The sequence below is a fragment of the Paenibacillus sp. FSL H7-0357 genome (assembly GCF_000758525.1).
Classification (GTDB): domain Bacteria; phylum Bacillota; class Bacilli; order Paenibacillales; family Paenibacillaceae; genus Paenibacillus_AQ.
The window spans coordinates 7,002,042-7,018,493 of the sequence record NZ_CP009241.1 but is presented as its reverse complement, the minus strand read 5'-3'; the positions used below and the strand labels follow the sequence as shown (position 1 = coordinate 7,018,493).

12 protein-coding genes and 1 pseudogene are annotated in these 16,452 nt (G+C 46.5%); 12 read left to right on the top strand and 1 reads right to left on the bottom strand.

The genetic code is table 11. The features are described 5' to 3' along the window. The first annotated feature begins 63 nt into the window (after positions 1-63). On the top strand, positions 64-1,407 hold the full coding sequence (locus tag H70357_RS31070; RefSeq protein ID WP_038597196.1) for a DUF6056 family protein: 1,344 nt from the start codon (positions 64-66) through the stop codon (positions 1,405-1,407). A 59-nt stretch (positions 1,408-1,466) separates the two neighbouring features. Here the strand turns inward: H70357_RS31070 and H70357_RS31065 are convergent, their stop codons facing one another. Beyond that, positions 1,467-2,483 carry a glycosyltransferase family 2 protein gene (locus H70357_RS31065; RefSeq protein ID WP_038597192.1) on the bottom strand — a complete coding sequence of 339 codons (1,017 nt, stop codon included), beginning with the start codon at positions 2,481-2,483 and terminating at the stop codon, positions 1,467-1,469. Between the two features lie 246 nt (positions 2,484-2,729). Here H70357_RS31065 and H70357_RS31060 point away from each other — a divergent pair, with 246 nt between their 5' ends. The 11 genes and pseudogenes from H70357_RS31060 (at position 2,730) to ligA (ending at position 16,107) form a co-directional block, all read left to right on the top strand. After that, entirely contained in the window at positions 2,730-3,473 is a 744-nt protein-coding gene (locus tag H70357_RS31060) for a sugar phosphate nucleotidyltransferase (RefSeq protein ID WP_038597190.1), read from the top strand. Between the two features lie 19 nt (positions 3,474-3,492). Continuing rightward, a pseudogene (gene rfbC / locus H70357_RS31055) lies at positions 3,493-4,040 on the top strand (dTDP-4-dehydrorhamnose 3,5-epimerase). A 33-nt stretch (positions 4,041-4,073) separates the two neighbouring features. After that, positions 4,074-5,096: a dTDP-glucose 4,6-dehydratase gene (gene rfbB, locus H70357_RS31050; RefSeq protein WP_038597188.1), complete on the top strand. Its 1,023-nt coding sequence runs from the start codon at positions 4,074-4,076 to the stop codon at positions 5,094-5,096. An 8-nt stretch (positions 5,097-5,104) separates the two neighbouring features. Next, a complete protein-coding gene (gene rfbD, locus H70357_RS31045) occupies positions 5,105-5,965 on the top strand; it encodes a dTDP-4-dehydrorhamnose reductase (RefSeq protein WP_038600948.1) in 861 nt (286 codons plus the stop codon). A gap of 240 nt (positions 5,966-6,205) precedes the next feature. Next, positions 6,206-7,165, top strand: coding sequence for a glycosyltransferase family 2 protein (locus tag H70357_RS31040; protein ID WP_038597186.1), 960 nt, complete (start codon positions 6,206-6,208; stop codon positions 7,163-7,165). Positions 7,166-7,291: 126 nt separating this feature from the next. Further along, a complete protein-coding gene (locus H70357_RS31035; protein ID WP_052092736.1) occupies positions 7,292-8,239 on the top strand; it encodes a glycosyltransferase family 2 protein in 948 nt (315 codons plus the stop codon). After that, complete coding sequence (locus H70357_RS31030) at positions 8,236-9,636, top strand: undecaprenyl-phosphate glucose phosphotransferase (protein ID WP_038597184.1); 1,401 nt, start codon at positions 8,236-8,238, stop codon at positions 9,634-9,636. Before H70357_RS31035 ends, H70357_RS31030 begins: the two co-directional genes overlap by 4 nt. 89 nt (positions 9,637-9,725) lie before the next feature. Further along, the gene (locus H70357_RS31025) at positions 9,726-10,598 is read left to right on the top strand and encodes a phosphatidylinositol-specific phospholipase C/glycerophosphodiester phosphodiesterase family protein (protein ID WP_038597181.1); all 873 of its coding nucleotides are present in this window, start codon (positions 9,726-9,728) and stop codon (positions 10,596-10,598) included. Positions 10,599-10,863: 265 nt separating this feature from the next. Further along, complete coding sequence (locus H70357_RS31020; RefSeq protein ID WP_038600942.1) at positions 10,864-11,574, top strand: heptaprenylglyceryl phosphate synthase; 711 nt, start codon at positions 10,864-10,866, stop codon at positions 11,572-11,574. Between the two features lie 63 nt (positions 11,575-11,637). Continuing rightward, the gene (gene pcrA / locus H70357_RS31015; RefSeq protein ID WP_038597178.1) at positions 11,638-13,995 is read left to right on the top strand and encodes a DNA helicase PcrA; all 2,358 of its coding nucleotides are present in this window, start codon (positions 11,638-11,640) and stop codon (positions 13,993-13,995) included. 99 nt (positions 13,996-14,094) lie between these two features. Beyond that, positions 14,095-16,107: an NAD-dependent DNA ligase LigA gene (gene ligA / locus H70357_RS31010; RefSeq protein WP_038597175.1), complete on the top strand. Its 2,013-nt coding sequence runs from the start codon at positions 14,095-14,097 to the stop codon at positions 16,105-16,107. The last annotated feature ends 345 nt before the right edge of the window (positions 16,108-16,452 follow it).

The following is a 16,452-nucleotide window of genomic DNA, read 5'->3' as shown; positions in this document are numbered from 1 at the left end:
CTGATTCGATAATTGTGGTTAAGTAAAGGGGGAGATAGTATTAAAATACATATTAATGTAATAATGAAATATTTACTGATCTACTTTGTAATTTACTTTTTTCATTTCATAATAAAAATCGCGCCTGGTGATGATACTCTTTTTAGTGGAATGTCAAGCCAGTATTCACTTACAGAGTATTTAAGCATGCGATATAACGGTTGGACTGGAAGAATGTCAGGTGAACTTTTTTTCTATTTCTTTCTTGGGGGGAAAGTTTGGCTCTGGAAGTTCATTAATGCTGGATTTATTATGCTTGTAGCCTATTCGTTAGTTAGAATAATTAGAGAAAAGAATTCGTTAAGATATTTTATTGTTGCTTTGTGCATTATGGGTTACTTCAGCCAAAGCATTCTTAGTTCGGGTGTCTTTTGGATTACTGGCTCAATGATTTATTTATGGTCAATAGCGATGGGACTATTTGCAATGATACCTTTTGCAGACTACACATTTAGAAATAATTACGATACCAGTAACAGACGCATTTTGCTCTCATTATTAACAGGTCTCTTAGCAGTGTTTGCTAATGAACAAGCTGCCTTATGTATGGTTAGTTTTGGGTTGGTTTCTATAACGACATATTTTATTAAAACTAAGAAATATAGTATTAGATTGATTTTTCTAACAGTTATTTTTTTGGTTGGTACTATCATCTCCATTAAGGCTCCCGGAAATAGTAGCAGATTTGTTTCCGAGACGGCCACTTGGTTTCCGAATTTTAATGAACTGTCGTTAAAAGATCATTTATACCTCGGTGTAATTTGGTTTTTTGGGAAAGCTTTTACGGAATTAAAATGGTTATTGCTTTTAATTTCTGTAGGAACCCTCTATGTATTTAATTTTCAATCGAATGTGAAGCAAACTTACGTAACTCGACTTCTGAATTTTATCTTTATTGTTTTAGTTGCAACTTCATTCTCGGTTCTTATAATCGGAAATCCAAATAATGTATTGTTTGACTTTGAAGCTATCAGGAATTTTCATTTTGGGCATAATCTGATTAATATCTGGACAATAGAACCGAAATTTATCTTGGCATTAATTCCGTATATTTTCTGGTCGATTTTTTCTCTATTGCTGATTTCAATGCTTATAATGATCTCTGAGAGAAAATGGTTTATCCTATTATGCCTAGCAGCCGCAATAGCATCAATGTGTATTATGTTTTTTTCTCCCACTATTTATGCTTCGGGGAATAGAACTCTGACAGTAAGCGCTGCTTTACTCTCGCTTGTATCAATTAATGTTCTTAACAAAATAGAACTGAAAAATAAACTTGGGTATATATTTATTTTTGCTTTTCCTGCTGTTAACATCTTGTCTCTTTTAATGATTTGGATTGTTAAGGGGTATTATATATTGTATTAAATAAAAAAATCTCCATGTTAGGAAATTCAAAACATGGAGATTTTTTTATTGATTTATTTCTAGCGAGCTAAAGAAGCAAGTTCTTTGCTTTCATTCTGGTTAGAGTCCTTAACCTCTAAGGTTAGTTTTTCAATGATATACTTAGGGCGAGCTTTGACCTCTTTGTATATCTTTCCGATGTACTCCCCAATCAACCCCAAGGCTACCAACTGCACACCACCAATAAACCAGATTGAAATCATTAACGAGGACCAACCAGATGTAGTGCTTCCGGAAAATTTGCTAATAAGGATATATATAGCAACCAAAATACTGAACAAAGATATGATGAAGCCCAGTCCAGTAATCAAGCGTATTGGAGTTACACTAAATGAGGTTATTCCATCAAAAGCAAAGGCTAGCATTTTTTTTAAGGGATATTTAGATTCTCCTGCAAAGCGTTCATTCCTATCATAATATACCTCAGTAGATCTAAACCCAATTAAAGGTACCAGCCCTCTTAGAAAAAGGTTTACTTCTTTGAACTCTGATAGATGTTGTACTGCTCTTTTACTCATCAAACGATAATCCGCATGATTAAAAACTAAATTAACCCCCATAGAGTTCATTAATCTATAAAAACCTTGAGCAGTAGAACGTTTAAAGAAGGTGTCAGTCGATCTACTTTTTCTCACGCCATATACAACATCATAACCTTCTTCATATTTATTAATAAATTCATGAATTACATTTAGATCATCTTGAAGATCAGCATCAATCGAAATTATAATATCTGAATAATCTTTGGCTGATATTAATCCGGCCAATAATGCGTTTTGGTGACCAGCATTTTTTGCTAATTTTAACCCATGTACATATTTATTGACTTTATTATTACTCTCAATAAGCTCCCATGTACTATCTCGGCTTCCGTCATCGATAAATAAAATTTTGCTATTTTGAGAAATTTTATTTATTTGAATCAAATTGTTTAAAATAAGTGTAAGTTGTCTTATAGTTTCAGGTAAAACAGCTTCTTCATTATAACAAGGTATAACCAATGTTAAGTTGGGGCTAATAATATAATTGCTATTCAAGTCACAATCGCTCCCTCTATCACTTTTAAATATTTCATGATAATTCTAACACTAAATTATATCATATTAAACTAATTTAATTTTGGAAATGGAGCTTACGATTGGACTACTAGAATAATGTTAATGTAATATACATTATATGATAAGGTTCTCGGTCTTTGGTAAACTTGCATTCGTAGCATCTTTATGTTTCTCTAATAGTACGCCTTTAATTCAAGGACTAAGCGCAAGAAAGGTTGAGTGACATTGAAAGGCATAATCCTAGCTGGGGGCACTGGTTCACGCCTCTACCCTTTAACTAAAGTGACTAATAAGCATCTATTACCTGTAGGCAAATATCCGATGATCTTCCACTCCGTTTATAAATTAAAGCAGGCGGATGTAAAAGATATTCTTATCGTCACAGGCAAGGAACACATGGGCGACGTCGTGAATTTATTAGGAAGTGGCAGAGAAATGGGTGTTACCTTCACCTATAAAGTACAAGATGAAGCAGGTGGGATTGCTCAGGCTCTGGATTTGGCAGAGCAATTCGTTGGACAAGATCAAATGATCGTTATTCTTGGAGATAATGTATTTGAGGATGATATTGCACCATTCGTTGATAATTTTCGTGAACAGAAAGCTGGAGCTAAGATATTGATTCAGGAGGTAATTGATCCTTCAAGATTCGGTGTGCCTGAACTAGAAGGTGATCGGATTGTTTCGATTGAAGAAAAGCCCGCAACTCCTAAATCCAATTATGCTGTAACAGGGATATATATGTTCGATAGCGAAGTGTTTAAGATCATTAAAACTATATCTCCCTCAGCGCGCGGAGAATTGGAAATTACTGATGTGAATAATGCATATATTAATCGAGGAGAATTAACTTTCGATGTTCTTCAAGGTTGGTGGACGGATGCAGGTACCCATGTTTCACTGGCAAAAGCTAACGGTTTAGCTCAAGAGATTACGTTTGGTGAGGAATTCGGTAAATTGAAACTATAGATTTGGAGGGCGCTATCATATGAAAGCTACAGCCTTACAATTACAGGGTGCATGCATCCTTGAGCCGGTGGTTCATGGCGACAACCGGGGTTTTTTTATGGAGAGCTATAATGAGGAATTAATGCATAAGGCTGGAGTGAACTATAAGTTCATCCAGGACAATCAATCCCTCTCTTCTGAGGTTGGAGTACTTAGAGGATTGCACTATCAATTGAATCCGAAAGCGCAGACCAAGCTTATTCGAGTTCTATCGGGTGTGATTTATGACGTTATTGTTGATATTCGCCGTAATTCTCCAACATTCGGACAGTGGGTTGGGGTAATTCTCAGTGAATATAATAAACGTCAGTTGCTGGTGCCAAAGGGCTTTGCGCATGGGTTTTGTACGCTGGTGCCGAACACCCAAGTGTTATACAAGGTGGACCAATATTATTCCCCGAGAACGACCGCGGCATATTATGGAATGATCCGGCACTTGGCATTGACTGGCCGGTGTCAACTCCAGTCCTGTCGGACAAAGATGGGCGCCATCCTTTGCTTAAGGATGCAGAGCTCAATTTCGATTAAATACTATTCAATGAATAAAAGGTGGGCTAACATATGAAACTGCTCGTTACCGGCGGGGCCGGATTTATCGGCAGCAATTTTGTAATATACATGCTGCAGCAGCACCCGGATTACCAGATCGTGAACGTGGATGCGTTGACGTATGCGGGGAATTTGGAGAATTTGAAGTCGGTGGAGGGCAATCCGAATTATACGTTTGCCAAAGCGGACATTACGGATGTGGAGGCGATGGACACACTGTTCAGCCAGGGAGTCGATATCGTAGTCAACTTCGCGGCGGAATCACATGTGGACCGGAGTATTCTGGAGCCGGATGTGTTTGTGAAGACAAATGTGCTCGGCACACAGGTGCTGCTGGATGCAGCAAAGAAATATAGTGTGACCAAATTTGTTCAAGTGTCTACAGATGAGGTGTATGGAACGTTAGGAGCTACGGGACTCTTTACTGAAGAAACTCCACTTACTCCAAACAGTCCTTATTCCGCCAGCAAAGCAGGCGGAGATTTACTTGTGCGCGCCTACCACGAAACCTTTGGATTGCCGGTTAATATCACCCGCTGTTCTAACAACTACGGGCCATACCAATTTCCGGAGAAGCTGATTCCGCTTATGATTTCCCGTGCGCTTGCTGACCAGGCACTGCCGGTTTATGGTGATGGAATGAACATCCGTGACTGGTTGTATGTAGAAGATCACTGCAGCGCAATTGATCTGGTTATTCACGAAGGGGTAAACGGTGAGGTCTATAATATTGGCGGCAATAATGAGCGCACAAATGTGCATATAGTGAACACTGTGCTGCAGGAACTGGGCAAACCGGATTCTCTGATTACTTACGTGCAGGATCGTCCCGGACATGACCGCCGCTATGGCATCGACCCAACCAAGATTACGAACGAGTTGGGTTGGAAGCCAAAGCATACATTTGAAACCGGCATTAAAGAAACCATTCAATGGTATTTGAATAATAAAGAGTGGTGGACCCGTATTCAATCCGGTGAATACCAGAAATATGCCGAACTTCAGTATGGCAGCCGTTTGGGGGATTCCCTGTAATGTCGAAGATGAAAGTATTGGTTACGGGTTCCGCTGGACAGTTGGGGCAGGACCTTGTACTTTTGTTGCAGGAGCAAGGACATGAGGTTCTAGGCTGTGACCGTCAGGAGATGGATATTACAGATCTTGATCAATGTACTGAGGTTATCAGCGGGTTCAGTCCGGATGCTGTCATTCATTGTGCCGCCCATACGGCGGTGGATATTGCGGAAACCGATGTGGATGCCGCCTATTTGATTAATGCCACCGGAAGCCGCAATGTAGCACTGGCTGCGGAGAAGTCCGGAGCCAAGCTGGTATACATTAGTACGGATTATGTTTTTGATGGCATGGGAACTCAGCCTTATCATGAATATGATAATACGGATCCGCAAAGTATTTATGGCAAGTCAAAGCGGGCAGGAGAAATCCTAGTGCAGTCTTTGTCCTCGAAATTTTTTATCGTACGTACATCATGGGTGTATGGCAAGTATGGCAACAACTTCGTGAAAACGATGCTGAAGCTGGGACAGGAGAAGCCGCTGCTGCAGGTGGTAGACGACCAGCAAGGCTCACCTACCTACACGGTAGATTTGGCCCGTTTCCTGCTTGAGCTGATTCAAACGGAGAAGTATGGAATTTATCATGCCTCTAACAGTGAGTCCTGCACCTGGTATGAGTTTACACAGGCAATTTTCGCTGAGGCAGAAGATATTCTGGGTCTGAAATTCACAGCAAAGCTAGAGCCATGTGCTACAGAACAGTTTCCACGCCCGGCGCCACGTCCGCGCAATTCGGTAATGGAGCATTTAGCCATCCGCACGAACGGGTTTGAAGATATCCGGCCTTGGCGGGCCGGACTGAGGGACTTTTTGCTGGAACTGAAATAGATAAGCGCAAGCTAAGCTCCTGAACCGTCATCGACGGTCGGGAGCTTTTTGCTGCAGTAACGACTGTTCACATTAACACATTACATTACAAAGTGCTGACACCATGGCTGAAATTTCACTTGTAGTCCTTCTGCAAGGGATGTCATCATTCCAGGTAACGTAGCCGCAACCTGATGTTTTCGTTATAATAATGTTTAACAGCTTCAGAACCAAAATGAATTCAAGAATCCGAGGATATTTATGAATAACAAAACAGTCAGTGTACATATTGTTACCTTTAACAGTGCGGATGACATTATTGATTGTCTGACGGCAGTACTCGCCCAGGATTATCCGGTGAAGCAGATTGTGGTGGTGGATAATGCCTCAACAGACGGATGCGTGGAAAGAGTAAAGGCGTTTTATCAAAAGCTCCATGAGACCGGGGTTCCCTCCCTTGTTCTCATAGAAAATAAGATTAATACTGGCTTCGCCCCCGCTCATAACCAGGCTCTGGCAGCAACGGATACAGATTATGTACTTGTGCTTAACCCGGATCTGACGCTTGAGAACAGTTATATTTCCAGGCTTATCTTGCAGATGGAGTCAAATCTGCGTATTGGCAGCGCTACTGGCAAGCTTTTGCTCAAAGCCGATCACTCGCTAGTGGACAGCACAGGGCTGCGGATGAATAGAGCCCGGCGTGCCTTTGACCGCGGGGCGGGAGATCCCTCCACAGACTGGCTGGAATCTGATTTCGTATTTGGCGTATCCGGCGCTGCAGCGATGTATTCGCGCCGGATGATCGAAGATATCAGTGTTGAGGGGGAGTTCTTTGATGCAGACTTCTTCGCCTATAAGGAGGATGTGGACGTGGCGTGGCGGGCTGGGCTGTTCGGCTGGTTGGCTTACTTTGAAGCAGAAGCTATAGGCTACCACGAACGTGGCTGGAAACCTTCCGGCCGGGACAGCAAACCGATGTTTATTAGGCGGATCTCGTATATTAACCGCTACAAGATGATTTACAAGAACGAGCCTGCCGGCACGCTGCTTCTCACTTTGCTGTATTCACTGCCGTATGAGCTTGCCGCACACGGTTATACGCTGCTTAAGGAACGCCAATTGCTAAAGGCCTGGTCTGCTTTTTTCGAACAATGGAGACATCTTAAACAGAAACGGCGATATATACAAAATAAAGCATCCAGGAAACCGGACGCGTAAGGTAATTTACCGGCACGGGAAATCTGTGAAAACCTCCCTAATTAGGCTCCGCCTATCAGGGAGGTTTTTATGTTATAATAGTTGTCGGTAGATTACTATATTTGTCAGGAGCGTAGTGAAGTGAATATAGATGTCAGTATATTAATCTTAAATTACAACACATGCGGCTTGACGATGGACTGTATTAGGTCGGTATATGACTCGGTAACTAATTATTCCTATGAGATCATTTTAATAGATAATAATTCCCGTGATCATTCTGTCGAGTCGATCAGCAAGGAATTCCCGGATGTGCTGCTGATTGCCAACTCTGAGAATGTTGGTTTCGCCCGGGGTAATAATCAGGGGATGGAGGCGGCCTCCGGACGTTATGTGCTGCTGCTCAATTCCGACACGGTAGTGCGGAAGGATACGCTGGAGACGATGGTTTCCTTTATGGACAGCCGGCCGGATCTTGGTGCTTCGGGCTGCAAGGTGATTTTGCCGGATGGATCGCTGGACAAGGCCTGCAAGCGAGGATTTCCGACGCCTTCGGCATCCTTTTATTACGCTTTTGGTTTCAGTAAGCTGTTTCCCGACCGGCCCAGATTCAACGGCTACCAGCTAGGTTATTTGGATCCAGATCTGGATTACCCGGTAGACTGTCTAGTCGGAGCTTTTATGCTGGTGCGGCGGGCGACGATCGAGCAGGTCGGCGGCCTGGACGAAGAGTTCTTTATGTATGGTGAAGATTTGGATTGGTGCTTCCGGATTAAAGAAGCCGGGTGGGGGATTTATTACTATCCGCAGACCTCCATCGTGCATCTAAAAGGCGGCAGCGCGCGGCGTAGGCCATTTAAAATTGTCTATGAGTTTCACAGAGCGATGATTTTATTTCATCGCAAGCATTATAGCAAGAGGTACAACAGTATGATTAATGGAGCGGTATATGCCGGAGTCGGGGTAAAGTTCACCCTTTCGCTTGTCCGCAATATGTTAAAGTCTTCACGCGTGGTTTCTTCACCGGCACAGAGCCTTGCGGATTCCGGAGAAGCAGGTCCACGCAATGAAACGAATGCTGAGGTGAGATTATGATTCGCCGTAATCAGAGGTTTTTAACACAACTCTATATGGTTGCCGACTTCCTGATTATCCAAATCTCCTTTTTGGGGGCCTGGTGGCTGAAGTTCAAGAGTGGCTGGCTGGAATCCTATAATACGCTTCCGGTTGAATCCTATGCCTATTGGAGCCTTATTTATGGTGTGATTTCTGTATTTATAGGGATTGTGCTTTCCCTGTATTTGCCGAAGCGTAAGAAACGTTTTGTCGATGAATTCCTCAAAATATTTCAGGTGCATATCATGGCAGTCTTTATCCTGCTTGGCCTGATGTTCTTCCTGAAGGAAATCGACGTTTCCCGTCAGTATCTGGCCATATATATGGGTTTTAATATTCTCTCCATCATGCTTTACCGTTATGTGCTGAAGACGATGCTGAAATCACTCCGTGAAAAAGGCTTTAACCGTCAATTCGTGCTGATTATCGGTGCAGGCTCGCTCGGCAAACGATTCTACAACAATTTGGTGCAGTACCCGGAGCTGGGATATGAGACCATTGGTTTTCTTGATGATTATCAGGAATGGGACGGGATAGAGGAGCGGCGCTTTAAGCCAATTCTCGGCAAGGTGGATGAACTGGCTGAAATGCTGGAGCTGCTGCCGGTAGACGAGGTGATTCTGGCGCTTCCGCTTGATGCCCACTCCAAGTATCCTGCTATTATTGCCGCCTGCGAAAAGGCTGGGGTACGGACGCTGATTATTCCAGATTTCTTCGACTACCTGCCGGCGCGTCCTTATTTTGATAATTTTGCCGGAATGCCAATGATTAATGTTCGTGATATTCCTTTAGATATGACCGGGAATAAGCTGGCCAAGCGGCTGTTTGATATTATTTTCTCGCTGTTCGCAATTATTGTAATGTCGCCTGTAATGCTCATAGTGGCTCTTGGTGTTCGCCTGACTTCTCCTGGCCCGGTCATCTTCAAGCAGGAACGTGTAGGACTTAACCGGCATAATTTCATGATGTATAAGTTCCGCTCGATGAAAATGCAGCAGGACGGCGAAGAAGATACAGGCTGGAGTACGCGGGAGGATCCGCGGCGCACCCGCTTCGGAAGTTTTATCCGCAAAACCAGTCTGGATGAGCTGCCGCAATTTTTTAATGTGCTGCTGGGGCATATGAGTGTGGTAGGGCCCCGCCCGGAACGGCCGTTCTACGTGCAGCAGTTCCGTGGAGAGATCCCCAAGTATATGGTGAAGCATCATGTGCGTCCGGGTATTACCGGATGGGCACAGAGCAATGGTCTGCGTGGGGACACCTCGATTGAAGAACGGATTAAGCATGATATTTTCTATATTGAAAATTGGTCGCTGCTGTTTGATATCCGGATTATTGTCAAAACGATTCGCAACGGATTTAAAAATGCCTATTAATTTCACATAGAAACGGTTGCTATCCTTACCCAAGGCCACAGCCGTTTTTTGTTTTTATACTCCAACTTTTGCAAAGGAAACCTACTATAATGGATAACAAAAAGAGTACTGCATCAGTCATCATGGTTATAGCAATAGTACTTTTGCTTGTGATTACGCTGATACCGGAAGATAAAGAGCCGGCCGCCGGCTTTGCTGCCCACCGGGTTGTTGCCCATGCAATGGGTGGCATCAACGGGCATGACTATACCAACGCTGTTGAAGGTTTTATCGCCAATTATGAGCAGGGAACACGTGTATTTGAAGCCGATCTGTTGTTCACGGGGGATCAGAAACTAGTGGCCCGTCATGAGTGGTCAAAGGATATGACTAAGCAGTTAGGACAGCAGGAAGTGCTTCCTGCTGACAAGCAAGGGGAAGTACTGGATTATGCCGAATTTATGGACAGTCCGATTCTGGGCCTATACTCGCCGGCTGATATTGAGAAGATCATGGATTTGATGATGGCTTATCCGGATGCCTATATCGTAACCGATACGAAGGAGGTTGAAGCGGAGCTGGTCACACAGCAATTCGAAATGATTGTCGAGGCAGCTGAGCGCAGGGATCCATCGCTGCTGAAGCGGATTGTGCCGCAGATTTACAGTCGTGAGATGTTGGATATGATCTGTAAGGTGCATGTCTTCCCCAAAGTCATTTATACTTTATATCAATCGGAGGACAGTGATGAAGTGGTGACTCAATTCGTCAAGGAAACCGGGGCGGACATCACCATGTCTGACGACAGGGCCACCAAGAGCTTTGTGCAAAAGCTGAAAAGGGCCGGTGCCCGCGTCTATGTGCATACGATTAATGATGAGAAAGAAATCGTCCAGCTGTCCCGTCTGGGTGTAGACGGGTTCTATACTGATTTCGTTTCTGAAGATGACATGGACAGACTCAGAGGTCTGGGGCGAAACTAGCAGCCGGCAGAGGTGATGATGAGCAATCATTGTTCGATGAACGCTGCACATAAAGCATAGCTTCTGCCAGAAAGATAAGACTGATCTATAGCATACAAACATGAATTCTAATATTATAAAAAGGCGAAAAAATGTTCGCATTTTTTCGCTCTTTAAATTGACACTCCCCTTAGCGCTGGCATAGACTAGAGTTACGGCTTTTGCGGTAGCGGGAGTGTATTTGGCTTGCTAGATGAATGATGGAGATGGACGATTGATGAATATGATGCGGCAACTGATACAGCCTTGGCGGCATGTTTTTAAGCTCGATCCGGATCGTGAGCTCGGAGACCTTGAACTGGAGGCCATTTGCCTGTCCGGAACCGATGCGATTTTGGTTGGGGGCTCCACCGGTGTGACTTATGAGAATACTATTGATCTGCTGAACCGGCTGCGGCGTTATGAGCTGCCTTGCGCACTGGAGATTTCGGATCTGGAGGCAGTCGTTCCCGGCTTTGATTTGTATATGATTCCTATGGTGCTTAACACACCAGACACGGCCTGGATTATTGGCCAACACCGCAAAGCCATTCAACGTTACGGAAGCCTGATTCCATGGGAACTGCTGCTGGCTGAAGGATATATTGTCCTGAATGGAGATTCTTCCGTAGCACGGCTTACGGGTGCAGACCATTCGCTTAGTGCCGAGGGGGCTGCGGCTTATGCCCAGATTGCGGACAAGCTGATGCAGCTTCCGGTAGTGTATCTTGAATACAGCGGCATGTTCGGTGATATGAAGACGGTTCGTTCGGTAAGAGAGATGGTGGAGAACAGCCAGCTGTTTTACGGGGGCGGTATTACCGGCGAGGCTGAGGCTGAGCAGGCAGCTGTCCTCTGCGACACCGTAGTGGTCGGGAATATTATTTACCAGGATATACAGCAAGCACTGCTCACCGTGCAGGCGGTAAAGAAGACCCCGCAGATGCATTGGGAGTAGCAAGTTTGAGATAGCGCTGCTCTTGACATTCTAAGCTTAAACTGAGAAAGGAGCATGTCACACATGCAACTTGTTAACATACAGGAAGCCGTAAGCCGGCTTAATCCTCCACAGCGTCAGGCTGTAGAAGCTACTGAAGGTCCCTTGCTGATTATGGCCGGCGCGGGCAGCGGCAAGACCCGGGTGCTTACCCACCGCATTGCCTGGTTGATTGCGAACCGCAAGGCTCCGCCGTGGGCAATTCTGGCGATTACCTTTACGAATAAGGCGGCCCGGGAGATGCAGGACCGTGTCTCGAAGCTGGTTGGAACAGAAGGACGGGATATATGGGTATCCACGTTTCACTCGATGTGTGTACGGATTCTGCGCAAGGATATAGAACGGATTGGCTTCACCTCCAATTTCTCAATTCTCGATTCTACAGACCAGTTGTCCGTCATCCGCAACTGTATGAAAGACCTGAATATCGATACGAAGAAATTTGAGCCAAAGGCTGTCCAGGCCGTCATCAGCACAAACAAAAATGAGCTGATTACTCCGGCGCAATACGAGCAGAAGATTGGCGATTATTTTGAAGGTCTTGTTGCTAAAGTGTACACCAAGTACCAGCATCGGCTGAGAAGCAACAACTCGCTGGATTTTGACGATTTAATTATGAAGACGATCCAATTGTTCAAGGAAGTGCCTGAGGTACTTGATTTCTACCAGAAGAAATTCAAATACATTCATGTGGATGAGTATCAGGATACGAACCGTGCGCAGTACATGCTTTGCCGCATGCTGGCGGAAAGCCATCACCGGATTTGCGTAGTTGGTGACAGCGATCAGTCGATTTACCGCTGGCGCGGAGCAGACATTACGAATATCCTTAATTTCGAAGAAGACTATCCGGAAGCCAAGACGATTCTGTTGGAGCAGAATTACCGTTCGACCTCCAATATTCTGAACGCAGCCAACGGCGTAATTGCGCTGAACTCCGGACGTAAACCGAAGAAGCTGTGGACGGATTCAGAGGAAGGTCCAAAGATCAAAGTGTTCCGCGGCGACTCGGAGCATGATGAAGGTTATTTTGTCACCGGAGAGATCAGTAAGAATGCCAAGCAGGGCCAGGCTTACCAGAATCATGCCATCCTGTACCGCACGAATGCACAGTCTCGTGTAATAGAAGAAATTTTGATCAAATCGGACATTCCTTATCAGATCGTCGGCGGGATCAAGTTCTATGACCGTAAAGAAATCAAGGATCTGCTGGCGTACCTTCGCCTGCTCTCCAATCCGGATGATGACATCAGTCTGACGCGTATTATCAATGTACCAAAGCGTGGACTTGGTGATACTACTGTAGGCAAGCTGGCTGTAGCAGCAGCAGAACGTGGGGTATCCATCTTCCGTGTGCTGCAGACGGTGGACGATCTGGGCTTTGCCGGACGGACGCGCAATACGCTGGTGGAGTTCTATGATATGATCGAAGCGCTGCACCGGATGGTCGAATTCCTTTCGGTAACGGAGCTGACGGAGAAGATTCTGGAGCTCTCGCAATACCGGCTGGAGCTGCAGAACGAGAATACGCTAGAATCCCGCTCACGGCTGGAGAACATCGATGAGTTCCTGTCCGTGACGATGGAATTCGAGAAGAATAACGAAGACAAGTCGCTGGTCTCCTTCCTCACGGATCTGGCGCTGATCGCTGACATCGACAGTGTGAATGACGATGAGGAGGAACGCGACGATGCTGTAGTGCTGATGACCATGCACAGCGCGAAGGGGCTGGAATTCCCGACCGTGTTTATTATCGGGATGGAAGAGGGCGTATTCCCGCACAGCCGCGCCTTCCAGGACAATGACGAACTGGAAGAAGAACGGCGGCTGGCGTATGTAGGCATTACGCGTGCGGAGAAACAGCTGTTCCTCAGCTGTGCCCGCAGCCGCACGCTGTTCGGACGGACGACGGCCAACCCGCCGTCCCGCTTCCTGGAGGAGATTCCGGAGGAGCTGAAGGAAGATACCGGCTCTGCTTCGGACCGCTTCCGGCGCGGTGGCGCGGAGGTTGGTGGTGCCTATGGCGGCCGTGGCTTCACCGGCGGCGCCCGGGGGAACTTCGGCAGCCGCGGAGGCGCTGCCGGGAATGCGCCGGCAGGCGGCGGGGCCGCCGGGTTTGGCGGCAGCACAGCGTCAGCGGCCGGAGCAGGCCGCGTGACCGTAACCTCCGGAAGCGGCGCACAGCGCGCATCAGGAGCGGGGGCCGCGGCGCCAGGCGAGTATAAAGCCGGTGACAAGGTAGCGCACGGCAAATGGGGCACCGGCACCATTGTGTCCGTGAAAGGCAGCGGCAACGATACGGAGCTGCAGATTGCTTTTCCGGCACCGGTCGGTGTGAAACGGCTGCTTGCGGGTTTTGCCCCGATTACCAAAGTCGAATAATCCGGCGACGGTTAACGAATGCATTTTTAGAATATAAAGATAAGGTAGAAGTATCATTCACATGCTTTACATTATCCTTATGACGGAGGGAACGCCCGGATGGACGTTATGCATACGATGGAAGAGCTTGTGGCTGAGCTGAATCAATACAATTACCATTATTACACGCTGGATGCACCGCAGGTCAGCGACAAGGAATATGATGTGCTTTACGATAAGCTGGTGGCCCTGGAAGCGGAGAGCGGCATTGTGCTGCCGGATTCTCCTACCCAGCGTGTGGGAGGGGAACTGCTGAAAGGCTTTACCCCGCATCGTCACCTTGCTCCGCTATGGAGTTTGGACAAAGCGCAGAATATTGAGCAGCTGCGGAGCTGGAATACCCGTGTGCTGCGCCTCGTGAACGACTACAACACGAAGAATCCGGAAACACCTCTGCCCGAGCCTTGTTATGCCGTCGAACTGAAATTCGACGGCCTGACCCTGAACCTGACCTACCGTGACGGTGTGTTAGTGCAGGCGGCAACAAGAGGAAATGGAGTGACGGGTGAAGGCATACTGGCTCAGGTGAAGACGATCAAGTCCGTTCCATTGACGATTCCGTTCAAGGAAGGTCTTATCGAAGTGCAGGGCGAGGGGATTATGAACCTTTCGGTGCTGGCCGACTACAATACAAGGGCTGCCGAACCGCTGAAGAATGCACGCAATGGCGCCGCCGGAGCACTGCGCAACCTTAATCCTAAGACTACGGCGAACCGCAGGCTAAATGCTTTCTTTTATAACGTGGGTTATGCTGAAGGGGTACAGTTTGCCGATCATCAGGAGATGATGAATTTCCTGCGGACCAACCAGTTTAAGGTGAATCCGTACCTCACCTACTTCGCTAACTTTGACGAGGTTACAGAGCAGCTGGCGGAGATTGAAGAGAGCCGTTCCGGTCTGGACTATCTGATTGACGGTGCGGTAATCAAGGTTACCGATTTCCGTATCCGTGAAGCACTGGGTTATACCGATAAGTTTCCGCGCTGGGCGGTTGCCTACAAGTTTGAAGCTGAAGAAACGACGACCATATTGGAGTCAGTCAGCTGGAATGTAGGCCGCACAGGCAAAGTCACACCTCTGGCCCGTGTGGAGGCGGTAGAACTGGCTGGAGTTACTGTCCAGAACTGCACGCTGAACAACGTCGGAGATATTGAACGCAAGAATCTTAAGCATGCGCTGGGCACGCGGGTGTTTATCCGCCGCTCCAATGATGTCATTCCAGAGATACTTGGCAAGGTGACGGAAGAAAGCGACGGCGGGGAAATTGTATTCCCCGAGAATTGTCCGTCATGTGGTTTCCCGCTCGAAATGCGCGGGGCGCATCTTTTCTGCAACAACAAGCTGGATTGCAAGCCGCAGATTATCGGACGGATCACCCATTTCGCTTCCCGTGATGCGATGGACATTGAGACCTTCAGCGACAAGACGGCCGGGCAGCTGCACGAAGAGCTAAATGTGCGGGAGCCTGCCGATTTATATGAACTGAACTTTGAACAGCTGGTCAAGCTCGATCGCTTCGGTGAAAAGAAAGCGGACAATTTGCTGAAGGCGCTGGAAGAGAGCAAAGGGCGTGATCTAGCCTCGTTCCTCTTTGCCCTAGGCATTCCGAATACCGGCAAAGCAACCACACGGATGCTGGCCGATCATTACCGCAGTCTGGAGGCGGTAATGTCCGCAACTGCAGAGGAACTATCTGGATTGCCGGATATCGGCGGGATTGTGGCAGAGAGCATCGTGGGCTTTTTCGCTGATCCTTTTGTGGTAACGGGCATTAACCGCATGCTGGCTTTGGGTGTAGAAGCTAAGGCGCCTGAGGCTCCACGGCCGGTGAGTACCGATTCCTTCTTCAGCGGCAAGACCGTAGTGTTAACCGGCTCGCTGCAGAAGCTTACCCGTGAGGAAGCTGCGGAACGTCTCGAGGCACTTGGCGCCAAAGTATCGGGCAGTGTCTCCAAGAAAACCGATCTGGTCATCGCCGGTGAAAAAGCGGGCAGTAAGCTGGCCAAAGCACAGCAATTGGGCATTCAGGTCATTGAGGATGAGGAAGAATTGATCCGGCTGCTGGAGATTTAAGACCGTTTTACACCATAGTACTGAATAGCAATGTACAGCAAGATACAAACCCTGTGATCATTTCGCTTCCTGCGAAAGGTCACAGGGCTTTTTTGTGAAAGGTAAGTATGTATAATTCAATAGGTACATCTGAAACAGCAACATTATCCTGAAGTAGAGAGCCTTTTATTCGTGTTGTTGTTGGGTGAGCCGGTTCTTATGGGATTTTAATCCTGACAAGGGAGAGTTTCTATGCTAAAATGAATGAATAATAATATATTCATTCACATATACATGGTTGTAGCTACAGATTTATCAATTGCCTTGGTCAAGCATACGCCTCATTGTAACGGTCCATGAAAGGAG